This window comes from Campylobacter sp. BCW_4338 (assembly GCF_001763255.1).
Taxonomy (GTDB): Bacteria; Campylobacterota; Campylobacteria; order Campylobacterales; family Campylobacteraceae; genus Campylobacter_D; species Campylobacter_D jejuni.
In genome coordinates, this window is sequence record NZ_MJYJ01000043.1 from 30,979 (window position 1) to 55,099 (window position 24,121).

23 protein-coding genes are annotated in these 24,121 nt (G+C 30.2%); 8 read left to right on the top strand and 15 right to left on the bottom strand.

Annotated elements, in window-relative coordinates:
• Window position 1: 1 nt before the first annotated feature.
• The 3 genes from AJN69_RS04945 (at window position 2) to AJN69_RS04955 (ending at window position 3,458) form a co-directional block, all read left to right on the top strand.
• A complete protein-coding gene (locus tag AJN69_RS04945; RefSeq protein ID WP_002867104.1) occupies window positions 2–748 on the top strand; it encodes an energy transducer TonB in 747 nt (248 codons plus the stop codon).
• Between the two features lie 45 nt (window positions 749–793).
• Window positions 794–1,999 (top strand): putative transporter, encoded by a 1,206-nt coding sequence (locus AJN69_RS04950; protein WP_083262288.1) that lies wholly within the window; start codon window positions 794–796, stop codon window positions 1,997–1,999.
• Between the two features lie 100 nt (window positions 2,000–2,099).
• Window positions 2,100–3,458 carry a hemolysin family protein gene (locus AJN69_RS04955; protein ID WP_002860995.1) on the top strand — a complete coding sequence of 453 codons (1,359 nt, stop codon included), beginning with the start codon at window positions 2,100–2,102 and terminating at the stop codon, window positions 3,456–3,458.
• A 12-nt stretch (window positions 3,459–3,470) separates the two neighbouring features.
• Here AJN69_RS04955 and AJN69_RS04960 read toward each other — a convergent pair whose 3' ends face one another.
• The 10 genes from AJN69_RS04960 to tig form a co-directional block, all read right to left on the bottom strand.
• The gene (locus AJN69_RS04960; protein ID WP_070280888.1) at window positions 3,471–4,655 is read right to left on the bottom strand and encodes a metallophosphoesterase; all 1,185 of its coding nucleotides are present in this window, start codon (window positions 4,653–4,655) and stop codon (window positions 3,471–3,473) included.
• Window positions 4,656–4,664: 9 nt separating this feature from the next.
• The gene (locus tag AJN69_RS04965) at window positions 4,665–4,874 is read right to left on the bottom strand and encodes an alkylphosphonate utilization protein (protein WP_070280890.1); all 210 of its coding nucleotides are present in this window, start codon (window positions 4,872–4,874) and stop codon (window positions 4,665–4,667) included.
• Window positions 4,867–5,586, bottom strand: a complete 720-nt coding sequence (locus AJN69_RS04970) for a TerC family protein (protein WP_070280892.1) — start codon at window positions 5,584–5,586, stop codon at window positions 4,867–4,869. Before AJN69_RS04970 ends, AJN69_RS04965 begins: the two co-directional genes overlap by 8 nt.
• A 71-nt stretch (window positions 5,587–5,657) precedes the next feature.
• The gene (gene purN / locus AJN69_RS04975) at window positions 5,658–6,224 is read right to left on the bottom strand and encodes a phosphoribosylglycinamide formyltransferase (protein ID WP_002866343.1); all 567 of its coding nucleotides are present in this window, start codon (window positions 6,222–6,224) and stop codon (window positions 5,658–5,660) included.
• Complete coding sequence (locus AJN69_RS04980) at window positions 6,215–7,585, bottom strand: bifunctional ADP-dependent NAD(P)H-hydrate dehydratase/NAD(P)H-hydrate epimerase (protein WP_070274219.1); 1,371 nt, start codon at window positions 7,583–7,585, stop codon at window positions 6,215–6,217. Before AJN69_RS04980 ends, purN begins: the two co-directional genes overlap by 10 nt.
• Window positions 7,569–8,267 carry an NYN domain-containing protein gene (locus AJN69_RS04985; RefSeq protein WP_052949937.1) on the bottom strand — a complete coding sequence of 233 codons (699 nt, stop codon included), beginning with the start codon at window positions 8,265–8,267 and terminating at the stop codon, window positions 7,569–7,571. The genes AJN69_RS04980 and AJN69_RS04985 overlap by 17 nt, the downstream gene beginning before the upstream one ends.
• A gap of 1 nt (window position 8,268) precedes the next feature.
• Window positions 8,269–9,774, bottom strand: a complete 1,506-nt coding sequence (locus AJN69_RS04990; protein WP_070274220.1) for a YifB family Mg chelatase-like AAA ATPase — start codon at window positions 9,772–9,774, stop codon at window positions 8,269–8,271.
• A complete protein-coding gene (gene def, locus AJN69_RS04995) occupies window positions 9,771–10,298 on the bottom strand; it encodes a peptide deformylase (RefSeq protein ID WP_002861002.1) in 528 nt (175 codons plus the stop codon). Before def ends, AJN69_RS04990 begins: the two co-directional genes overlap by 4 nt.
• A 35-nt stretch (window positions 10,299–10,333) precedes the next feature.
• The gene (gene clpP / locus AJN69_RS05000) at window positions 10,334–10,918 is read right to left on the bottom strand and encodes an ATP-dependent Clp endopeptidase proteolytic subunit ClpP (protein WP_002861003.1); all 585 of its coding nucleotides are present in this window, start codon (window positions 10,916–10,918) and stop codon (window positions 10,334–10,336) included.
• Window positions 10,918–12,252 carry a trigger factor gene (gene tig / locus AJN69_RS05005; RefSeq protein WP_032599953.1) on the bottom strand — a complete coding sequence of 445 codons (1,335 nt, stop codon included), beginning with the start codon at window positions 12,250–12,252 and terminating at the stop codon, window positions 10,918–10,920. The genes clpP and tig overlap by 1 nt, the downstream gene beginning before the upstream one ends.
• A gap of 142 nt (window positions 12,253–12,394) precedes the next feature.
• Here tig and folE point away from each other — a divergent pair, with 142 nt between their 5' ends.
• Window positions 12,395–12,967: a GTP cyclohydrolase I FolE gene (gene folE / locus AJN69_RS05010; protein WP_002851990.1), complete on the top strand. Its 573-nt coding sequence runs from the start codon at window positions 12,395–12,397 to the stop codon at window positions 12,965–12,967.
• Window positions 12,967–14,352, top strand: coding sequence for a flagellar protein export ATPase FliI (gene fliI / locus AJN69_RS05015; protein ID WP_002854283.1), 1,386 nt, complete (start codon window positions 12,967–12,969; stop codon window positions 14,350–14,352). The genes folE and fliI overlap by 1 nt, the downstream gene beginning before the upstream one ends.
• Before the next feature lie 2 nt (window positions 14,353–14,354).
• Here fliI and purF read toward each other — a convergent pair whose 3' ends face one another.
• The 5 genes from purF to AJN69_RS05040 form a co-directional block, all read right to left on the bottom strand.
• Window positions 14,355–15,692, bottom strand: coding sequence for an amidophosphoribosyltransferase (gene purF, locus AJN69_RS05020; RefSeq protein ID WP_070287920.1), 1,338 nt, complete (start codon window positions 15,690–15,692; stop codon window positions 14,355–14,357).
• Window positions 15,693–16,421 (bottom strand): 4-hydroxy-tetrahydrodipicolinate reductase, encoded by a 729-nt coding sequence (gene dapB, locus AJN69_RS05025; RefSeq protein ID WP_052802346.1) that lies wholly within the window; start codon window positions 16,419–16,421, stop codon window positions 15,693–15,695. It lies immediately after the preceding gene.
• Window positions 16,422–16,483: 62 nt separating this feature from the next.
• The gene (locus tag AJN69_RS05030; RefSeq protein ID WP_044778724.1) at window positions 16,484–17,665 is read right to left on the bottom strand and encodes a replication-associated recombination protein A; all 1,182 of its coding nucleotides are present in this window, start codon (window positions 17,663–17,665) and stop codon (window positions 16,484–16,486) included.
• Complete coding sequence (locus AJN69_RS05035) at window positions 17,665–18,792, bottom strand: hypothetical protein (RefSeq protein ID WP_070261529.1); 1,128 nt, start codon at window positions 18,790–18,792, stop codon at window positions 17,665–17,667. Before AJN69_RS05035 ends, AJN69_RS05030 begins: the two co-directional genes overlap by 1 nt.
• Window positions 18,793–18,926: 134 nt before the next feature.
• Window positions 18,927–19,274 (bottom strand): hypothetical protein, encoded by a 348-nt coding sequence (locus tag AJN69_RS05040; protein ID WP_002851849.1) that lies wholly within the window; start codon window positions 19,272–19,274, stop codon window positions 18,927–18,929.
• Between the two features lie 315 nt (window positions 19,275–19,589).
• Between AJN69_RS05040 and AJN69_RS05045 the strand changes: the two genes are divergently transcribed.
• The 3 genes from AJN69_RS05045 to AJN69_RS05055 all read left to right on the top strand — a co-directional run bounded on the left by AJN69_RS05045 (window position 19,590) and on the right by AJN69_RS05055 (window position 23,997).
• Window positions 19,590–20,939, top strand: a complete 1,350-nt coding sequence (locus tag AJN69_RS05045; protein ID WP_002861011.1) for a CitMHS family transporter — start codon at window positions 19,590–19,592, stop codon at window positions 20,937–20,939.
• A 183-nt stretch (window positions 20,940–21,122) separates the two neighbouring features.
• Entirely contained in the window at window positions 21,123–23,120 is a 1,998-nt protein-coding gene (locus tag AJN69_RS05050) for an OPT family oligopeptide transporter (protein ID WP_083262289.1), read from the top strand.
• A gap of 73 nt (window positions 23,121–23,193) precedes the next feature.
• Window positions 23,194–23,997: an undecaprenyl-diphosphate phosphatase gene (locus tag AJN69_RS05055; RefSeq protein WP_070287928.1), complete on the top strand. Its 804-nt coding sequence runs from the start codon at window positions 23,194–23,196 to the stop codon at window positions 23,995–23,997.
• The last annotated feature ends 124 nt before the right edge of the window (window positions 23,998–24,121 follow it).

The following is a 24,121-nucleotide window of genomic DNA, read 5'->3' on the forward strand; positions in this document are numbered from 1 at the left end:
TATGAAGTCTAGTGTGATTTTTGGGTTTGTGTTAAGTTTGATATTGCATACTTTAGTATTAATGTTTTTCCTTTTTTCTTTTTATACTCAAGAAAAATCAAGTGGTGTTGATTTTAAACAAGGAGCGGAATTTACTTCCATTATGATGGTATCAGAGCTTCCTATCGGGGAATTAAAAGAAGTTTCGATTGATCAAAAAAAGAGTAATTCTCAAGATAAAAACAAAAAACAAGACGAAAGAATAAGTCTTAATTCTCAAGATAAAAATGCTGTATTAAAAGTTCAAAAAAAGATTGAAAAGCAAGATGAAAACCAAGCTCAAAAAGAAATAGCTAATGCAAGTGAAAATTCAAAATTTAAAAATGAATCGCTCAGTGCTCCGCTACAAAGTAATGAAGATAAAACACAAACTATAGTAAGTGGCAATGCCAAAGAACAAGTTAAAAGCTATCAAGCTTTGCTTATGGCTCATTTGACTAAATTTAAAAAATATCCTCAAGAAGCGATAATGCAAAAACAAGAAGGCGTTGTAAGAATTCGCGTAAGCATTGATGAAAGCGGAAATGTCTTAAGCAAAGAGCTTAAAAAATCTTGCCCTTATGCAGCGCTCAATGATGAAGCTTTAAGTTTATTTAAAAGAGCTTCTCCATTGCCAAAACCGCCTAAAGAAATGTTAAAAAATGGTGATAAAATCAGTTTTGTTATGCCTATTGATTACAATATTAAAGACTATTTAGGTAAAAAATAAACTTTTCATTAAAAAAAGTTTATTAGAATTTTTATTTTAAAGGTGATGATTATGTTCTCTTCGTTTTTTAAAAGTAAAAAATGGGCTTTATGGGCTTATTTGGGACTTTTTTTACTGTTATTTTTCTTATATATACAAACAAGCTTAAATGTTGCTATAAATTCATGGTATAGTGATTTTTACAATGTTTTACAAAAGCCAAAAATAGAACTTTTGGATTCTAATTCTACGCAAAAAATAGAAACTAATTTCGAAAATAATGCCACTTTAATCCAAGAGGCTAATCAAAGAGCTGAGCAAAATTTCCAAAAAGCTAATTTTATCAATAAAGGCGCATTGTATTATTATCAAAATTTATTAGAATATTTTTTCAACTCTAGGGCTATGATTGAAAAGCCAAATTATTCAGCAAATGATTTTTATGCTTTGATTTTAGTTTTTTTGGCTATTGCTATTCCTTATGTTTTAATCGCTACGATTAATATCTATTTTGCTAGCGTCTATGCTTTTAAGTGGCGTGAGGCTATGACTTTTTCTTATTTAAAATTTTGGAAAAATAAAGATGACAATATAGAAGGAAGTTCGCAAAGAATTCAAGAAGATACTTATAATTTTTCCAAAATCGTAGAGAGTTTAGGACTTAGTTTTATAAAAGCTTTGATGACCCTTGTAGCATTTATTCCGATTTTATGGAGTTTAAGTGATGTTGTGAGTAAAGCTTTATTTGCAAATTTAAGCGAAAATTCTTCTTTTTATTTTTTAAAAAACATTGATGGTTTGCTTGTTTATATTGCACTTTTGATTTCTTTAGGAGGCTTGGTTGTGTCATGGTTTGTAGGTATTAAGCTTCCTGGACTTGAATATAACAATCAAAAAGCTGAAGCAGCTTTTAGAAAAGAGCTTGTTTATGCTGAGGATAATCGCAAAGAATATGCTAAAAATGAGACTATGATAGAGCTTTTTACAGGGCTTAAATTTAACTATAAAAGACTTTTTTTACATTATGGATATTTTAATATTTGGCTCATTTTATTTGAGCAAATGATAGTTATAGTGCCATTTTTAATCATGGCACCAGGGCTTTTTGCTGGAGCTATAGGACTTGGTATTGTAATGCAGATTAACAATGCTTTTGATCAAGTACGAAGCTCTTTTAGTGTTTTTATCACAAACTGGACAACTATCACTCAACTTAGAAGCATATATAAGCGTTTAAAAGAATTTGAGAAAAATATTTCTTATAAGTCTTAGCTTTTATCTTAATAAGATACAAGAAAAAATTCAAATATTAAATTTACTTTTAATTGTGTATAATAAGGTTTAATAATATTTTATTTCTTAAGGAGCTTCATTGGACCCCAGTCAGGTTTTGGATTTAAACCAAACTTCTACAGCATCTTTTGATGCAGGATATTCTATACTTATGGTTGTTGTTGCACTTGCTCTAGTGTTTTTAAATGGTTTTTTTGTTTTGTCTGAATTTAGTATTGTTAAAGTACGTCGTTCCAAGCTTGAAGAGATGGTAAAAGAAAAAAAAGCTGGTGCCAAGAAAGCTTTGGAGGTTACTTCAAGACTCGATACTTATCTTAGTGCTTGTCAATTAGGAATCACTTTAAGTTCTCTAGCTCTTGGTTGGATAGGTGAACCTGCTATTGCAAAAATGCTAGAAATTCCGCTTATTAATCTTGGTTTTAGCACTGTTATTATCCATACTATAGCTTTTATTATTGCTTTTAGCATTATTACTCTTTTACATGTGGTTTTAGGAGAACTTGTGCCAAAAAGTATAGCTATTGCAGTTGCGGATAAAGCAGTTTTATTTATAGCTAGACCGCTTCATTGGTTTTGGATACTCTTTTTGCCTTGTATTAAAATTTTCGATTTTTTAGCAGCTATAAGTTTGAAACTTTTTGGAATAAAACCTGCTAAAGAAAGCGAGCTAACTCATAGCGAAGAAGAAATTAAAATCATAGCAAGTGAGAGTCAAAAAGGTGGAGTTTTAGATGAATTTGAAACAGAGATCATACGCAATGCTGTTGATTTTTCAGATACTGTTGCTAAAGAGATTATGACTCCTAGAAAAGATATGATTTGTCTAAATAAACAAAAAAGTTACGAAGAAAATATGCAAATCATTTGTGAACATAAACATACTCGCTTTCCTTATATTGACGGTTCTAAAGATACTATTTTAGGGATGATACACATACGAGATATAATACAAAATGAATTAAGCCATAAAAGTCAAAATTTAGATACTTTTGTTAAACCTTTGATTTTGGTTCCTGAAAATATCAGCATTTCAAAAGTACTTGTAATGATGAATAAAGAACGCTCTCATACTGCATTAGTAGTTGATGAGTATGGTGGAACTGCTGGAATTTTAACCATGGAAGATATCATGGAAGAAATTATTGGCGAAATTAAAAGCGAGCATGAAGAAGACAGCTATAAAAAACTTGCTGAAAATATCTATGAATTTCAAGGACGATGCGATATAGAAACTGTTGAAGAAATGCTTGTAATAAACTATGATGAGGATTTAGAACAAGTTACTATAGGTGGATATGTATTTAATCTTTTAGGACGCTTGCCTATAGTAGGAGATCGCATTGAAGATGAACTTTGTTACTATGAAGTTAAAAAAATGGATGGGAATTCTATAGAGCGTGTTAAGGTGGTTAAAAAAACAAATAAAGATGAAGAATAAGCCTCTTTAGGCTTATTTCTTTTTGTAAATTTGGTTTTTAATTTCTATACACTCAAAACCTTTTTTATCTAGTGTAACTACGCGTAAATATCCACCATCATCTATTTTACCCTCGCATAAAAATACTCTTTTGGCTATTTTCATAGGAAGTTTTTCTTTATTTCTGTGTCCAAAGATTTGATAAAGATTGTCCGAGGTGAAATTGCAAAATTGATTTGCTACTTTTTGACTGTCTTCATATCCACCTACACCATAAATAAAATCATGGCTTGGTATAAAACTTATTTTTTCAGGTTTGGAGGGTATAAAATTTACTCCTCCATGTGAACAAAATATGAATTTATTTTGGAATTTGTAGTATAAACATTCTTTTAGATGAGGATAGAGTTTTCTAGCATCTCTTGGAGTAAGTTTTTCTTTTCTAAAATCCTTTAAAGTATTTTCATTAAATTCTTTGGAATTTGACAATTCTCCATTAGCCCATTTTATAAGATGTCTTTCGTGATTTCCTTCTAATAAGCATACATTTTCTTTTTCGCAAATTTTTAAAAGAAATTTTATTACTTTGCCATTTTCTATACCTCTGTTGATATAATCTCCCAAAAATATATAAAATTCATCTTCTTTGATTGTTTTAATGTATTCTTTTAAAACACTATAGCAACCTTGTAAATCTCCTATATGATGAATTTTTTTGTATTTGCTTAAATTTGGCATTTGGTAAAGACATTTTTTCCAGTCGCTCGAGTCTAAAATTGAGTATTTTTTTGGATTTTTTTTGAGTAAATCTTGAGTTTTTTCCAAAAGAGCATAAGGGATGATATATCCATTTTTTTTAGCTTCTAAAAGATTTTTTTCTTGACATTGTTTTAAAGAGCTATCAAAAACAATAACATACATTTTATAGCGATATTGTTTAGCTAAGTCTTTATAAATTTTTAATGTTTCATTGTAAGCGTTTATGATGCAAAACTCACCTTTTTGCATACGCATTTCTAGAAGTTTGAGTAAAATTTTACTCAAATCTTCATCATTTTTAACATTTAAAATTTTATATTCACTGACTATATTTTTAACGCTTCCTGATAAAAGACGCAAAGCATTTAAATCAAGTGTATAATTTTGAAGTTTATTATTTTTGATAAATTCTTCTTGTCCTGCGTAATAATTCCCTCTTAAAACAAGTAAGATTCGCACATTCTTTGCCTAGATTTTCTTTAAAAATTCAGTTTTTAAAACAATAACTCCAAATTTGTCTACTCTAGCCTCAATTTCACCTTCTTTAGAAGTGAGCTTAATATTTTTTATAGTAGTTCCACGTTTTAAAGTTGTACTTGCACCTTTAGCCTTAAGATCTTTTATTACACTCACGCTATCACCTGCATTAAGTTCTGTTCCATTAGCGTCTTTAGCCATTTTTTTCCTTTCTTTGATCTAAAATATTTAAAATTTGCACCACTAAAGCAAAAGCCATAGCAGTATAAATATATGCCTTATCAATATGAATATCAAAACTTTCAGCAACTAAAACTACGCCTATTAACACCAAAAAAGCTAAGGCTAAAATTTTAATGCTTGGATATTTTTCAACAAAATTTGCTATAGGTTTAGAAGCAAAAAGCATCACAGCTACTGCGATAATAACAGCGATAATCATGATGGTTACATCTTGAGCAATTCCTACTGCGGTAATAACACTATCAAGCGAAAACACTATGTCAATCACAGCAATTTCAGCTACAACTATCCAAAGTTTATTGCTTGCTTTAAAATGACTTTGACTTTCTTCTTGATGAGAAATTTGCTCTTTAATTTCTTTAATAGACTTTACAATTAAGAAAAGTCCACCTAGTAAAAGAACTAGATCTCTTCCTGAAATTTCATTGTCCAATACACTAAACAAAGGTGTTACAAGTTTCATCACCCAAAAAAGAGATAAAAGAAGTAAAATTCTTGTAATCATTGCAAAAGCTAAACCTAAGATACGTCCTTTATCACGATGTTCAAGGGGTAGTTTGCTTACTAAAATAGCTAAAAAAATGATATTATCTATCCCTAGTACAATTTCAAGAGCACTTAAAGTAGCTAAAGTAATCCAAGCATCAATACTAAATATCCATTCAAACATAAATTTCCTTGAAAATTTTAAAATTTTTTAAAGCGATATTTTATAGTTTTAAAGCAAATACCTTTAATTCTTTAAGAAAAAATTTCAATCACACTTAAGGGTAAAATTTCATGTTCTAGACTATGAATTTTTTCTTCAAATTCTTCAAAACTCAAATTTCTTTTTTCAAAAGCTTTTTGAGCTATAATCATTCCACCATCAAGTTCTTCACTGACCCAATGCACACTCACACCAGCTACTTTCATATCACTTTCATAGCTTTCTTTAATCGCATGTGCTCCTTTAAAAAGGGGTAATAAAGAAGGATGAAGGTTAATTGCCTTAATATTTTTTGTAAAAACAGGACTTAAAATTCTCATAAAACCTGCTAATACAGTAAGATTTGCTCCACTTTCTTTGATCTTTTGTACCAAAATCGTATCAAATTCTTCACGAGTATTATAAGCCTTATGATCAACAATCACAGTATCAAGACCAAATTTTTTTGCCCTTTGTATACCAAAAGCATCTTTTTTATTGCAAAGGCAAAGTACTACTTCATAGGTATTTTCTCCTATAGTTTTTTTATGAAGTTTTTCTAAAATATTTTCTAAATTACTTCCATTTCCACTAAAAAGTACAGCTAATTTTACAAGCATTTTAATCCTTTGATAAGTTTTAAAGCATCAAAGCTATTTTTATTAAATTTATATTTCTTTGCAACAAGTCCATGGGCTAAAGTAGCATTTTTTGCTGCTTCTAAAGCACTAAAACCAAAACCTAAATGCGCAGCAATCATTCCACTTAAAACATCTCCACTCCCACCTTTAGCTAAGGCTTGATTTCCTAAATTTACAACAAATAATTTTTCTTTTTGTGCAATAATAGGATTTGCTCCTTTTAAAACAAGAACACAATCATAATTTTGTGAAAATTTTCTAGCGTAGAAAAAGCGATTTTTTTGCAATGTTTCTATATTTAAATCCTCATCAAAGCATATTTTATAAAGTCTTATAAATTCTTTTGGATGAGGGGTTATAACGACATCTTTTCTGTTTAAATACCAAAGCAAAGCTTCACTTAAAAAGCAGTTTGCATCCAAGATCAAAGGAGTGTTTTGCAAAATTTCATCTTTTAGAAAATCCAAATTTTCAAGCCCCATACCTAAAGCAATAGCACTTGCATTATTTTCAATTTTTTCTTTTAACATCAAAAGAGGCGAGAAGCTTTTTTGTGCTACTAAAGAAACAAGACCTGCTCCAAAATTTAAGGCTCCAAGTCCTGCTAAAGTTCCAGCGCTTGCATTGGCAACTATATAAATATGGCCAAAATTTCCTTTATTAGCGTTGATTTTTCTATCTATAGTTTTTAAATCTTTTTTTTCAAGCAAAAAAGCTTGAGAATTAGGGTAAAATTTCTTAGAGCTAATGCCTAAATTGGCTATTTTAATCCTTCCTACAAATTCCTTAGCAAAATCTTCAAGTAAAATTTCCTTTAAGGCTCCCATGCAAAGTGTAATATTAGCTTTAAAACAAGGATAAAATCCCAAATTTGTAGGCATATCACAAGCTATTTTTAAAGCCTTGCTTTGATTAACTTTTTGAATTATTAAACTTGTTTTTTCATCTAAGCAACGATTTAAGCCTGTGCCTAAAATACAATCAATGATAATATGAAATTTTTTAAAATCAGGTTCTTTTTTACAAAATTTAAAAGCATAATTTTGTAAAATTTGCTCTTGTTTTTTAAAAAGCGTATTTTCTTTAAAGCCTACTTTATAAGCTTTAGCGTGTTTTAAATTTCTTAAAGCCACCAAGCCATCTGAAGCGTTGTTACCCCCGCCTAATAAAAAAAGTATTTTTACTTTTTTAATCTTGCGTTGAATGCAGATTTTTTTAGCTTCTTTTTTAATTAGTTTGGCTAAATTTAATCCCGCATTTTCCATTAAAATAAGCTCATCTAAGCCTTTATTTATAGCATTTTGTTCTAAAATGTTTATATTATCAATAATAGCTTTCATAATCTTTTTTCACCAAAAAATATATATTTTTTTCTCTTTCTTCTTCAAATTTTTTCATTTTAGGTAAAAATTTCTGGATCAAAGCACGAAAATTCTTAAAACCATAATTTTGCGGATGAAAATCCGAGTATTTGCGGTTCATATTAGTGCGTATTAGTGCGTATTCGGCACGCCCCTTTTCATCGATGAGCTGTTCGGTGATATTGATTAAAGCTCTTAAATAATCCTTACTTAAAATATCTTCTTTTTTACTCTCATCTTTATCTAAATAAAAAAATTCACTAAAGGCATTTACATAGGATTTTATAGATTTTTCAAGCCCCATTCCTATAACCTGTTTTTTATTTTCTCTTAATTTTTGAATGAGTGAAGTATAATCGCTATCGCTTGAAACAATAACAAAAATATCTATATTTTTTTCATAAAATATGGACATGATTTCAGTGATTAAATACATATCACTTGAGTTTTTGTTGGCCGCAAAATTAAATTGTTGCATAGCGATTAAAGAATATTCAGCAATTTGCTCTCTCCAACCTTGTATATTTTTTTGAGTCCAATCCCCATAAATGCGTTTAATGATAACTTCTCCATAATCTGAAGCGATATCAAAAATACTTTTAGCATATTTTGCAGGGATATTTTCTGCATCTATAAAGATAGCTATACTTTTATTTTCCATTTTAATTCCTTGCTCTAAAGCTTAAAGCTTCTAAAATATGAGTTTTGTTAATATTAAGACTTTGTTCTAAATCCGCTATACTTCTTGAAACTTTTAAAATTTTATTGAGCGATCGCAAAGAAAGATTATAACGTGAAATTGCTAAATCTAGCGTATCTTTGGCATCTTTTTCCAATACACAAAAACGACTCAAATCTTCATCTTTTAATTTCCCATTAAATTCTTTTTGCCCTCGTTTTTTACCAAAAATAAAAGCTTGTAAAATTTTTTCACTCATTTCTTTAGAACTTATACTCGTTTTATCATCCTTACTAATCTCATCCATAGCTACATAAAGATCAATCCTATCCATAATAGGAGCTGAAATGTGATTTTTGTATTTTTTAATCTCATTTTCACTACAAACACAAGAAAGATTTTTAGAAAATAAATTTCCGCAAGGACAAGGATTTTGAGCGGCTATAAAGCTAAATTTTGTTTCATAAGTGATTTTAGAATTTACTCTTGAAATATGAATTTTATAATCCTCTAAAGGTTCTCTTAAACTCTCTATGATTTGCTTGTTAAAATGTGGAAATTCATCAAAAAACAATACTCCACCATTTGCAAGTGCGACTTCTCCAATTCTAGCATTTTTTGTTCCTCCGCCAAAAATACTTGCTCTTGTAGAAGTATGATGAGGATGACGAAAAGCACGAATTTTAGTAAATTCACAATCTTTTGAATCTAAAGACATATAAGCATTTTGCATTAAAATTTCACTTAAACTTTGAGGAGGCATGATATAAACAAGACGTTTAGCACACATACTTTTACCACTTCCTGGACTTCCTTCAAATAAGATATTATGCATACCTAAAGCAGCTATCATACAAGCTCTTTTAGCTTTTTCCTGCCCTTTGATGTCTTTAAAATCAAGTTTAAAATCCATATTTTGTAAAAAAATTTCATTTTCTATTTGCAAAGGGTTTGTAAATAAAGGATGATTGTGCGAGAAGTGAAAATTTTCATAATTTTTTTCTTTAAAAAACTCTATTGCTTCATTTAAATTTTCAAGTCCATAAACCTCCAAATTTGGTATCATGGAAGCTTTTTGAGCTATGCTTTTTGGAACAACGATTTTAGCTTTTTTAATTTTAGCAGAGAGAAACAAAAGCAAAGAAAAAAGCTCGTTAGTGCTTTTAATACTTCCATCAAGTCCTAATTCTCCTACTACAAAAAAGTCATCTAATTCTTCATTTTGCAAAAGGATTAATAAAGCAATGGCCAAATCAAAATGAGATCCCTTTTTTGGGATGCCTGAAGGACTAAGATTGATAGTAATTTTTTTAGCAGGAAAAGCAAAATCACAACTTAAAAGCGTGGCTTTGATGCGTTCGATACTTTCCTTAATCGCTACACTTGCAAGTCCTACTATGCTTAAATTTGGCAAACCTCTTGTAAAAGTGGATTCTACCTCTATAATGTCTAAGCCTTCATGAAAGCTTATGCACTTTAGTTTTTTCATTTCTCTTTTTTATGATTTTTCTTCTTTTTCTTAAATTCTTTATCGAATTTTTGACGCTTAGCAAAAGAAATTTTTTCTATAAATAAATGTCCATTTAAATGATCATTTTCGTGTTGAATGGCCACAGCTAAAAAACCTTTTGCTTCAAGTTCTTTAAATTCTCCAAAGCGATCTTGATATTTAAGTAAGATATGATTATAGCGTTTTACTTCTTCGAAAAAATCTGGCACACTCAAACACCCTTCTGTGCAAGTGATCATTTCTTCATCTAAAGGAATAATTTCAGGATTAATAATCTCTAGCAAATCTTCTTTTTTTTGTTCATCATTTTCATCAAAAATATTCACAAGTAAAGCACGCAAAGGAATATCCACTTGAATAGCTGCTAAACCTACTCCATTACTTGCTATCATAGTTTCATACATATCATCAAGCAAGGTGTGAAGTTCTGTATCAAATTTATTTACAATTTCAGAGTTTAAAAAAAGTCTAGGATTAGGATAAGTGATAATTTTTCTAACCATTAAAAAACCTTTGTTTTAAATGATCTCCAAAGAAATCATTTAAAACTTTTTTCCAAAACCTTATCAATCAGTCCATATTCTTTAGCTTCTTGTGCTGACATGAAAAAATCTCTTTCTGTATCTTTTGCTATTTTTGTAACTTTTTGCTTAGTATTTTTTGCCAAAATATCATTAAGTATAGTTTTAAGTCTTAAAATTTCTTTAGCTTGAATTTCAATATCTGTGGCTTGACCTCTAGCTCCACCTAAAGGTTGATGAATCATAATGCGTGAATTAGGCAAAGCAAAACGTTTTCCTTCTGCGCCACAACTAAGCAAAAATGCTCCCATAGAAGCAGCTTGTCCTATGCAAATCGTACAAACATCAGGTTTGATATAGTTCATAGTATCATAAATACTAAAACCACTTGTAATGACACCGCCTGGAGAATTGATATAAAGATAAATATCTTTTGTAGGATCTTCAGCTTCTAAAAAAAGAAGTTGTGCTACGATAGAAGCAGCAAGTTCATCATGAATTTCGCCACTTAGCATAATAATTCTATCTTTTAAAAGGCGTGAATAAATGTCATAACTTCTTTCACCACGACTGGATTTTTCAATAACATAAGGAATAAACATTATTTATCTTCTTTCTCTTTTTTGCTCGATTTTTCCGATTTTTCCGATTTTGGCATAAAAATATCATTAAAAAGTTTTTCTTCAATTAAAGCCATTTTCACAGCAGGTAAAGCTCCTTGTTTTTTATAGTTTTCTAAATGCTCTTTTGGATTCATACCATAGCGATATGCTTCAAAATAAATCGCTTGAATCAATTCTTGATCATTTGCTTCAATCTTACGCAATTTTGCAAGCTCATCAATAATAAAAGTAAGTTTTACACTTTTTTGCGCTTCTTCTTTAAAAGAATCACGTTTTTCTTGATATTTTTCTTTACTTGCTTTAAGCTCTTCAATTTCTTTTTCGCTAAAAGTATTAAAAGCTGCACGCATTTGCATATCAGTTTCTTGTTCTACTATGCCTTTAGGTAAATCAAAATTATATTTTTCAATCAAAGCATCTGCAAATTTACCTTTTAATTCGTCATTTACAAGTTTAAAAAGCTTTTCGTTTTTGATTTGCTCTTTTAATTTTTCATCTAAAACTTCAACACTAGTTTTTTCTTCTCCTGGTAAAAGTTTTTTAAGCATTTCTTCATCAAGTTCTGGAATTTTAAGCTCTTGAATTTCATGTAGTTTTACTTTAAATACGGCATCTTTACCCGCTAAATGCGCTGCACCGTATTCTTTAGGGAAAGTTACTTTGATATCTTTTTCTTCACCTATTTTCATTCCTACCATACCATCTTCAAAACCTGGAATAAATTGCTTAGAACCAATTTCTAAAACATAATTTTCAGCTTTACCACCTTCAAAAGCTTTATCATCTACAAAACCTTCAAAATCAAATTTTGCAAAATCACCTTCTTTTAAAGCTCTTTTTGTTTTTATAGCTTCAGGAGTAGCAAAACGCTTTAAAAGTTCATCTTTTTTCTCATCAATTTCTTTTTTACCTACTTTTGGAGTTTGGTATTCAGGAATGAGTTTTTCATAACCCTCAAGTTTGATTTCAGGTTTAAAAGAAAGTATTAACTCAGCAATAATTTCTCCATCTTTACGATCAAATTTTTCAAAATATGGCTCACCTACAAGCTCTTTACTTTCTTTTTTAAGTTCTTGTAAAGCACTATTTACAGCAGATTTAAAAAGATTTTGTTCCGCGTCTTGAGTGAGTTCTCTTTCATATCTTTTAAGTACAGCACTTACAGGAACTTTTCCTGGTCTAAACCCATCCATTTTTACACTTTTAGAAGCTTTTTTTGCTAAATTTTCTACTTCACTTTTGATCATTCCTGAAGGAATTTTTACACTAGCAGTCGCATTAACAGAATCTAGTTGCTTTGCCTTTACTTCCATAGTTTTTTCCTTATAAAATAAAATTTGCTTTCAATCATAGCAAATTTTTCCTTATTACTTGCATAAAATTTTAAAGTAATTTATGATAAAATTGCAATATTACATTATTATTAAAATAATAAAAATATTTTTGGAGAAAAATTTGCAAAAAAAATTTGAAGATTGTGTTAAAACTATGCTTGAAATTATAGGAGAAAATCCAAATCGTGAAGGACTGATTAAAACACCAAATCGTGTTTTTAAAGCTTATGAATTTCTTACTAGTGGTTATACGCAAAATGTCAAAGAAATTTTAAATGACGCTTTATTTGAAAGCTCTAATAATGAAATGGTTTTAGTGCGTGATATAGAATTTTATAGTCTTTGCGAACATCATCTTTTACCTTTTTTTGGGCGTGCTCATGTAGCCTATATCCCTAATAAAAAAGTAGTAGGTTTAAGCAAAATTCCACGCCTTGTAGAGGTGTTTGCAAGAAGACTTCAAATTCAAGAACAACTTACCGAACAAATCGCACAAGCTTTAATGGAAAATGTCGATGCAAAAGGTGTGGGTGTAGTCATAGAAGCAAGACATATGTGTGTTGAAATGCGTGGAGTGCAAAAAGCTAATTCCACCACTACAACTTCAGCTTTGCGTGGAATTTTCTTGAAAAATGAAAAAACCAGAGAGGAATTTTTTTCTCTCATAAACTCTGCTAAACAGGTAAGATTTTAATGAATCTTGAAAAACTACGCTCCAAACTTGGTAAAGAAAATTTAAGTGCTATCTTTGGAGAGATTACAAAAATTTCTGCTACGAGTATAGAAATTCGTGGGCTTAAAACAGGGGTTGGAGATATAGTAAAGCTAGTTTCTAATGAAAATGAAAATTTAAACACTCTAGCTATGGTCGTAGAAATCAAAGAACAATTTAGCTATTTAAGCCCTTTTTCTTTTATAGAAGGTTTTAAAATAGGCGATCGTGCTTTCATAAGTGATGCAGGTATGCAAATAGGCGTTAGCGATGAACTTTTAGGCAGAGTAGTAGATCCTTTTATGCGTCCAAAAGATGGTAAAGGAGCTATAGAAGTAAGTAAATATATGCCTATAATGCGTGCACCTATTGATGCGATGAAAAGAGGGCTTATAGAAGAAGTTTTTCCCGTGGGTGTTAAAACCATAGACGCGCTTTTAACTTGTGGTGTAGGGCAAAAACTTGGTATTTTTGCAGGAAGCGGGGTAGGAAAATCCACTCTTATGGGAATGATAGTTAAAAATTCCAAAGCTCCTATAAAGGTAGTGGCGCTCATAGGAGAAAGGGGGCGTGAAATTCCTGAATTTATACAAAAAAATTTAGGCGGAAAGCTCGATGATACAGTGATTATTGTTGCTACAAGTGATGATAGTGCTTTGATGCGTAAATACGGTGCTTTTTGCGCAATGAGTGTGGCAGAATACTTTAAAGAACAGGGCAAAGATGTACTTTTTATCATGGATAGTGTAACGCGTTTTGCTATGGCACAAAGAGAAATTGGACTAGCTCTTGGAGAGCCTCCTACAACCAAAGGTTATCCGCCAAGTGTTTTAAGTCTTTTACCTCAACTCATGGAAAGAACGGGTAAAGAAGAAGGTAAAGGCACTATAACAGCCTTTTTTACCGTTTTGGTAGATGGAGATGATATGAGCGATCCAATCGCCGATCAAAGTCGTTCTATCTTAGATGGACACATTGTTTTAAGTCGTGAATTAACAGACTTTGGAATTTATCCTCCTATTAATATACAAAACTCTGCTTCAAGGGTGATGAGTGATATTATAAGTCCTGAACATAAACTTTGGGCAAGAAAATTTAAGCGTTTAAACTCGCTTTTAAAAGAAAATGAAGTATTGCTTCGCATCGGTGCTTATCAGAAAGGAAGTGATAAAGAACTTGATGAAGCTATTTCTAAAAAAGAATTTATGCAAAAATTCTTAGGACAAAATCCTGAAGAAAGCTTCGAATTTAATCAAACTTTAGAGCTTTTAAGTCAAATTGATACACCAAATACTCCTTTGCCACCAACTCAAAATATAAATGTAGGAAGTGCAAGTGCAACTTTGCCTAATCCTAATTTAAAATAAAATTATTTAATAAAATAATCTCCATCAAAACTGATTAAAGAATATTTCCTTTCATTGCCTATGCTTTGGGTTAATTCTTCTATGCTTAAAAAACTTAGCGTATCAGCTTCTACATATTCACGCACTTCTTCAGCATTTTTATTTGCACTGATAAGTTCTTCAAAAGTTGGAGTATCTATGCCATAAGTATCAGGAAACTTGATTTCAGGACAAGCTATGGCAAGATGGATTTTGCTCGCTCCTGCAGCACGAAGTAAAGAAATTATTTTTTTAGAAGTAGTGCCACGCACCAAGCTATCATCAATGACTACTATTTCTTTGCCTTCTAAAACTTTACGCATAGGATTAAGCTTTAATTTTACTTTTAAATTTCTAAGCTCTTGAGTTGGCTCTATAAAAGTTCTTCCTACATAATGATTTCTTACTATTGCCATTTCAAGAGGGATTTGTAAATATTGAGCAAAACCTATAGCTGCACTTACTCCACTATCTGGCACAGGCACGACAAAGTCTGCTTTATAAGCAAATTTTTTAGCTAAAGCTTCGCCCATTTTTTTACGCACTTCATACACGCTTTTGCCTTCTACTATGCTATCAGGTCTAGCAAAATAAATGTATTCAAAAGCACAAATTCTAGGAGTTTGAGAAAAAAGTTCTATGCTTTCAAATTTATCATTTCCTTGAGTAAAAATAAGCATTTCCCCTGGTTTAACATCACGAATAAATTCAGCCTCTATAAGATCAAAAGCACAAGTTTCACTAGCAACTATATAGCCTCCATCTTTTAAACGCCCTAAAGACAAAGGACGCACCCCATGAGGATCTCTTACAACATAAAGTTTATCTTTGCTTGCTAAAACAAAACAATAAGCTCCTATACATTCTTTTAAACTCTCAATAAATCTATCTTTTAGACTTTCTTGCTTACTTCTTGCGATAAGATGGACAACATTTTCTGTATCCATATTGGTTTGAAAAATAGCCCCATCTTGAATAAGTCTTGATCTTACTTCTTCTTTATTAACTAAATTTCCATTATGCGCTAAAGCAATATCACCTAAAACCGAAGTAGCTGCTATGGGCTGAGCGTCATTTAAACTTGAATTTCCTGCTGTAGAATAGCGATTATGCCCTATAGCGATTTCACCTTCTAAAGTTTTTAGATTATCAGGATTAAAAATTTGACTCACTTCACCTTTAGCTTTAATAGTCTTAATATTTTTACCATTACTCACACTAATACCACTTGCCTCTTGCCCACGGTGTTGCATAGCAAAAAGCGCATAATACGCATAAGTGCTAGCATTTTTTGAATTGATAACTCCTACAACTGCACACATTTAAATTCCTAAAAAATCATTGATTGAATACATTTTTGCTTCTTGCTTACTAAGCCAAATAGCGATTTTAATCGCACCTTTAGCAAAAGTCGCCCTTGAAGTAGCGGTATGATTAAGTTCTAAAAATTCTCCATCTTCATAAAAACCTACTGTATGGCGTCCTACTATATCGCCACCCCTTAAACTCATCACGGCAATCTCATCTTTGCTTCTTTCACCTATAATGCCATCTCTTCCACTTACTCTTACTTTTTCAAGTTCTAAATTTCTAGCTTTTGCTACACTTTGGGCTAAAGTCATAGCTGTACCACTTGGGGCATCTTTTTTATGGCGATGATGCATTTCTAAAATTTCTATATCAAAATTTCTTAGCATTTGACTCGCTTTACTAGCAAGATAGTTTAAAACTGCAACACCTAAAGACATATTGGTCGCATAAAAAATCGGCATCACTTCACTAGCACTTTGCATCAAATGTAAAATTTTCTCATCAAGTCCTGTTGTACCTATTACCAAAGGTTTAGGCATAGTTCTTGCATAATTTAAAAGCTCATGAGTTCCACTTGGGGAAGAAAAATCAATAATCACATCGCTTTTTTCAAAAAGCTCTTCTAAATTTCCACCCTTATCATAAAGTATCGAAATTTGTGCTTGCGTTTCGCTTTTTAAACATTCTTCAATCTGTTTTCCCATGCGTCCTTTAGCGCCATAAATTCCTATTTTAATCATCTTTTTCCTTGAAAATAAAATATTGATTTTAGCATTTATTTTGTAAATTTTAAATAATAAAATTAAGCTTTATAATTTTTTAATTTATATAAATTATCTAACAATTTTGCTTCTTCTCCTAAGCCCTTGCTATGATAAAATTTTAAATTTTTACTAAGATATTTTTGCTCTACCCAGCCACCAAAATCATGTGGATAAAGATAGTCTTGTTTTTCTTGATGATTGTTGTTAAGATAATTAGGTATTTCTAAAGCTTCATTATTTTTTACATAGTTTAAAGCTTCATTGATAGCTTTGTAGCTTGCATTGGATTTGATTGTGCTTGCTAAATAAACTACGCATTGGGCTAGGATAATTCTTGCTTCAGGATAACCTATATTTTTAACGGCTTCTAGAGTCGAAACTGCTAAATTTAAAGCATTTGGATCGGCATTTCCGACATCTTCACTTGAAAAAATCACCAAACGCCTAGCGATAAAATCCGCACTTTCTCCTGCATCAATAAGTCTTGCAAGATAATAAATAGCTGCATCAACGTCACTTCCACGTAAACTTTTTATCATTGCACTTGCTAAGATATAATGTGTATCTTTTGAGCTAACACCCTCACTATTTATGGTGTTGCGAAGTTTTTTAAGATTTTCAAGACTGATATGTTTTTCATCTAAAACCAAGACAAATTCAAGCAAATTTAGCATAGCTCTTGCATCAGCACTTTTAAGTAGAAAATCTTTAGCTTCTTTATCAATATTAAATTTCATTTTTTCTTGTACACGCAAGAGTAAAGTTTCAAGTTCCTTTACCCCTAAAGATTTAAATTCGAAAAGCATGGAACGACTTCTTATACCAGAACTTAAAACAAAATAGGGATTTTCAGTGCTTGCGCCGATTAAAATTAAACGGTAATTTTCCATAGGAATTAAAAGCATTTCTTGTTGGGTTTTGCTAAGGCGGTGAATTTCATCAATAAAAATTAAAGGCTTATAAAGACTATTTTTATAATTATCTAAAATTTTTCTTAGTTCTTCGAGTTTAAAATTTCCTCCATCAAATTCATAAAAATCTAAGCCAAATTCTTTGGCTACAACTCTAGCAAAAGTTGTTTTTCCAGAACCTGCCGTTCCAAAAAAAATACTATGAGGAAGTTTTTGTAAAGCAGTAAATTTTTTGAAAATTTCTATAAGCTCATATTGTCCTAAAATATCATCAAAATTTTCAGGGCGAAAGGTCAAAGCTAGGCTCATTAATTTAAATCCATATTTGAAAATTCACTACCATTAATTTTTAGCTGAGGATTGGCTAAGCTATCATAAGATAAATTTAGAAAAAAGTTATTATTTTCTTTTAAAAAATATTGATTTAAACCTCCATAATCCTTTGTCCAAGGAAAAATTTCATCAGGCTCATCTGAACTGATAACTTGTAATTTTGCTTGATAAGAGTTGTTAATATTTAAATTACCTTGTAGACTGATATTTTGTTTATTTTTTTCAAGAATTAAATTTTGTATTTCTAGATCAAGATTTTTTTGAATAAAATGAGAGATATTGAAATTTGAGTTAAGAAATTTATTTATGGTTATATTAAATTTTGTTTTGTCAAAATTCAAATTCTGACCCAATAAAGATTTAAGATCAATATCAATTTCATTGGATTTTCCTTGTATGTTTAAGTTTATTGCTGAATTTTCTTCATTAAAATTTACTTGGTTTTTACTATAAAAAGAATTGATTTTATTGTTGTCTAGCACAAGATAATCAAAGTTGATCTCTTGTTGGCTATCGCTAAATAAATTTAACTCATAAAATTGTACAGGATTGTTAAAAAATTGTTCGTAATTTAAATTTTGCAATATAAATTTAGTATAAAATTGAGAAAAATCAATCATATCAAAATGTATTTTAATGTTTTTAATTTCTAAATTTTTATTCATTAAAGCTTCAATATATCCGCCGTTTATTATGGTATCTCCGCCTTCATTGCTTAAATTTATATCTTTAATATTTAGAAATATTTTAGAGTTGTTATCGTGTAATTTGAGAGTAAAAGTTCCTAATTGATTGTTTTTTAACACTTCATCTAAAAAATCAAAAGGATTTGTAAAATTTCCTTTTATAATTTTATCTAAGAAAAAATAATTATTAAATTTAAGGTTGATTTTGGTTGAAAGCTGTGTATGAGAGTGATTTAAAGTAAAGCTTCCTTTAGAGGTTAAAAAACCTTTTTTGAAGTAAATATCTGTAATTGTATAATCAGGATTGCTGTTTTTAATAAATTTATTAAATAAAAGTTCGTTAGTGTATCCTATATAAAATATATGAATAATAAAACCTAATATAAAACAAAAAACAATAAAAATCCATTTTTTCATTATTTGCCTTAGATGAAAATATAAGTGTTATTTTATAAATTGCTTGTTAAAAAAGAGTTTAAATTTTTATTTAAGGGTGATGAAGTAGTTTAGTAAAGAATGATTTTTATAAATCCCTTGTTAAGGGATTTATATTAATAAGCTTTTTTATAACATTGAATTTCAATTTTTCTAGCTACTGGAATAGCCTGAGTATTTGGCGTAGCAGGTGTTCCATAAGAAATTTTACTTTCTAAAAAATTTCCAACCTGTAAATCTTTAAAAGTTCCATCTTTATCTGTTCCAAAAATACCACAATCATCCATTTCTATTTCGGTATTTGGTAGAACTTTTATAGCCATTTGTCCGCCATAAATCGAGTCAATAAGCAAGGTTTTATTGTTATCATAAATTTGTGCAATAGTACCTTCAAGTTTTAGACTATCTGCAAAAAGCATTGAGCTAGCTAAAAGTGCTGATGCAAATAAAATACTTTTTTTCATAATTATTTCTCCTTCAATGTAAAGTGATAACATTATAAACTTTTTAAGTGAAGTGAATGTGAAGTTAAAATTTTTACTTTTTAGTTTTGATAATATTATGCAACTTATTATATTTTGACTATCGTTACTTCTAGTTGTAAATTTAAAAGAGTGAATACTTTATCAAAAATAATTAAAAATTATTTTTTATTCTTGTTTAAAATAGTTACATTAAAAAATATATTTTTTCCAAAAAGCTATAAATTTAAACACATATAAGTTGGACTTAAAATATCCATTTTATTATTGAATAAAAATGATACAAAAGGATAGGATATGGAAATTTTTTTAGCTTTATTGGGTTTTTTCTCATTAGGATTGATAGTTTGGCTTTTGCTAAAAGATTATACTACTCCAGCATTAGCTTTTATAAGTGTAAGTATTAGTGTAGCTTGTATTTTACTTATTCTTGAACAGCTTGGTTTTGGCGTGGGTGCAGCTTTAGGGGTTAAAGAAGGAGGTGTTTTTGATATTAAAACATTGGTTGCTTTTATTAAAGATGGAGTCAAAAGCGTAACGGATACGGCAGCTTTGTTTGTTTTTTCTATACTCTTTTTTAGTGTTTTAAATGCAAGTGGTTTTTTTACTAAAATTTTAAATGCGTTTTTATCAAAAATGAAAGCTAATGTATATCAAGTTTGCATTCTTACTGTTTTTATTACTGCTGCTGTGCATTTAGATGGTTCAGGTGCTTCTACTTTTCTTATTGTAATACCTGCATTATTACCTATTTATGAGCGTCTAGGTATAAGAAAGACTTCAATGTTATTGATTATTACTTCGGCTATGGGGGTTATGAATGTTATTCCTTGGGGTGGTCCTACTTTAAGAGCGGCTACTAATATAGGAATGGATGCAAATTTGCTTTGGCACCATATTATACCTATTCAGATTGTAGGTTTGGTATTATCCCTTCTTTTGGCAATTTGGATTGCTAAGATAGAAATAAAAAGAGGTGCAGGCGCAGGTAACTTGTCGGGAATAAATTTAAATATAGAAAAAAGCGAACACCATAATGAAAAATGGTTTTGGTTAAATTTACTTGTAGCTATTGGGGTTATTGGGCTTTTAATTAGTGGTATTTTTCCTAGTTATATTTGCTTTATGATAGGACTTGCAATAATTTTACCGCTTAATTATCCTAATTTAAAAATAGCTAAAAAAGTTTTAGATCGTGCAAGTGCTGGTGCAATGCTTATGTATATTACTTTAATTGGTGCTGGGATATTAATAGGCGTATTTGATAAAAGTGGTATTATGGAGAAAATGGGTGTTTTGATTTTAAATTTTGTTCCAGATTATTTAGGCGCTTATATTCCTTTGATGGTAGGGATATTAGCTGTTCCAATGGCAATTATTTTTTGTACAGATTCTTATTTTTATGGAGTGATGCCTATAGTTTTGAGTGTAACTAAGGCTTTTGGCGCTGAACCTTTGACTATAGCTATTATCATGGTGATAGCAAGAAATTGTGCGACATTTATTTCTCCTGTTGTGCCTGCAACTTTGCTGGGTTGCGGTTTAGCAGAGGTTAATATTAAAGATCATATCAAAAGAAGCTTTTTTTATATATGGGGTATAAGTATTATTTGTTTGATTTTTGCTGAGGTAGCTGGGATAATATAATTAAAATAAAAAAACTTTTGATTTTTCAATGATTGGTTCATTGTTTTATGATATTTTTGAGTCAAAAATTTATAAAAATATAAGCGTTTTTTTGTATTATTTTATTTTGCTTTAGAGAAAAATTATAAATTTAAACTTATAAGAATATTTTTTAACGTTGAAAGTAAATTTTAAAACGGAGAAATGATGTACAAAAAACAAAATTTACCAGAACTTACCTTAAGGGGTTTGATTTTGGGAAGTATTTTAACTATTATTTTTACAGCTTCAAATGTATATTTGGGGTTAAAAGTGGGACTTACTTTTTCATCATCAATTCCAGCTGTGGTCATCTCCATGGCGGTTTTGAGTCTTTTTAAGACTTCAAATATTTTAGAAAATAATATGGTTCAAACTCAAGCTTCAGCAGCAGGAACTTTATCATCAGTTATTTTTGTTATCCCAGGACTTTTTATGTGTGGGTATTGGAGTGAATTTCCACTTTGGCAAACTTTTATGATATGTCTTTGTGGTGGTGGACTTGGAGTGCTTTTTACTATACCATTAAGAAGGGCTATGGTAGTTGAAAGCAAACTTGCTTATCCTGAAGGTAGGGCCGCAGCTGAAATTTTAAAAGTAGCCAATAAAGATCAGAGTAATAAAAAAGGAAAACAAGGTATTAAAGAAATAGCATTAGGCTCTTTTATAGCTGCTATTTTTAGTTTATTAAGCAATGGTTTTAAACTCACTGCAAGTGAGAGTAGTTTTGCTTTTATTTGGAATAAAATGGCTTTTGGTTTTTCTATGGGATATTCTTTGGCACTTTTAGGAGCAGGTTATTTAGTCGGTTTAGCAGGTGCTATAGCTCTTTTTGTAGGTATGTTTTTAGCTTGGGGTATTTTTACTCCTTATCTTTCAAATTTTGAATTCGATAGTGCAAAAAATGCCGTAGATTTAGCTTCTAGTGTATGGAGTTCTAAAGTAAGGCTTATAGGAACAGGAGCTATTGCTATAGCAGCGCTTTGGACTTTAATAGAACTTTTAAAACCCGTTATTGAAGGTATTAAAGAAATTGTTAAAAATGTTAAAATTACTAATCAAGAAAAAAATGAAAGAACAAATATAGATCTTTCTTTAAAAAGTATTTTTATACTTTTTGTTTTAATGGTTGTGGGTTTATTTATTACTTTTTATAGTTTTGTTGAAGATGCTAACTTAAGCATTTATTATCAAATGCTATTTTCATTTGTTGGAACTTTAGTTTCTGTTTTAATAGGTTTTTTTGTTGCAGCAGCTTGCGGATATATGGCAGGACTTGTAGGATCTTCTTCTAGTCCTATTTCTGGAATCGGACTTATTGGTGTTATTATTTCTTCTATTGTTTTTTTGGTTTTAGGTGTGGAACTTTTTCAAGATCCTATGCTTTCTAAATTTGCAGTAGCGTTAGCTATTTTTACTACTAGTGTTATTTTGGCTACAGCTGCTATTTCGAATGATAATTTACAAGATTTAAAGACAGGGCATTTAGTCGGAGCTACTCCTTGGAAGCAACAAGTTGCTTTACTTGTAGGCTGTGTTTTTGGTGCTTTGGCTATAGTTCCTGTTTTAAATTTGCTTTATCAAGCCTATGGTTTTGTTGGGGCAATGCCAAGAGAAGGTATGGATGCTTCATCGGCTTTAGCAGCACCGCAAGCGAATTTAATGAGTACTATCGCTCAAGGAATTTTTCATCACAATATAGAGTGGGGTTATATGGCTTTTGGTGTATTTGTAGGAATTTTAATGATTATTATAGATAAAATTTTAAGAAGAACACAGAAAATGTCTTTGCCGCCTTTAGCCGTTGGAATAGGTATTTACCTTCCGCCTGCTGTAAATATACCTTTAGTTATAGGCGGAATTTTAAAATATATTGTAATGCAATACTTGACTAAAAAATATGCAAAAAATTCTCATAAAGAAGAAAAACTTGCGAGTTGTGAGCAAAGAGGCACGCTTTTTGCTTCAGGGCTTATAGTGGGTGAAAGTATTTTTGGGGTAATTATCGCAGGAATTACTGTATTTTCAGTAAGTATGGGTGGTAGCGAAAATCCTTTAGCTTTAAATTTAACAAATTTTCATGATAGCGAGCTTTTAGCACTTATCTTTTTTGTGGGAGTTGTATTATATTTCATTAAGCGTATTGTTAAAAAAGATGCTTAATTTTTGGGGTTAAAACCCCATTTAATCCATTCTGATATAATTTTTCTTTTGCAATTATCATTCAAGGATTAAAATGGAAAATTTATATGCTTTAATACTTGGAATTATAGAAGGTCTGACTGAGTTTTTACCTGTTTCTTCAACAGGACATATGATTTTAGGTGCGACTATTTTAGGTATTGATATAGATGAGTTTTGGAAAAGCTTTTTGATTATCATCCAGCTTGGTTCTATTTTGGCGGTCATTTTTGTATTTTGGCGTAAATTGTTTCAAGGGCTTGATATTTGGTTAAAACTTGCAGTTGGATTTTTTCCTACTGGAGTTATAGGGCTTTTTGTGGCAAAATACTTAAATGCTTTATTTAATGGTTGGGTTGTGGTTGGAATGCTCATTTTTGGTGGTGTTGTGCTTATTCTTATAGAACTTGCGCACAAAAATAAACAATATCGTATCAATTCTTTAGAAGAAATAAGTTTTAAACAAGCTTTTTGTATAGGTATTTTTCAATCTTTAGCCATGATTCCTGGCACTTCAAGAAGTGGAGCAAGTATTATTGGTGGGCTTTTGTTAGGATTTAATAGAAAAGTGGCTGCTGAGTTTAGTTTTTTGCTTGCTATTCCAACGATGATTATTGCTACAGCTTATAGTATTTATAAAGAGCCTGAATTACTGAGTAATGCAAATTCTTTAATTCCTTTAGGCATAGGTTTTATCACTGCTTTTGTTGTTGCGGTTTTAGTTATAAAATTTTTCTTAAAATTTATTTCTAAATTTGACTTTATCCCTTTTGGAATTTATCGCATTATTTTAGGATTTATTTTCTTTTATTTGTATTATAGTGGGATTTTAAATACTGGAAGTGAATTTAAGCTATAAATAAATATTAAATTTATTCTAAGATTTTTTTAAAAATAAGCTGAATTTCAAAAATAATTAAGTCTTAGAAAGTTAAAATTAGAACTTTATAAACACTCACAGGGTAAGTGAGCGACAAAGGGTT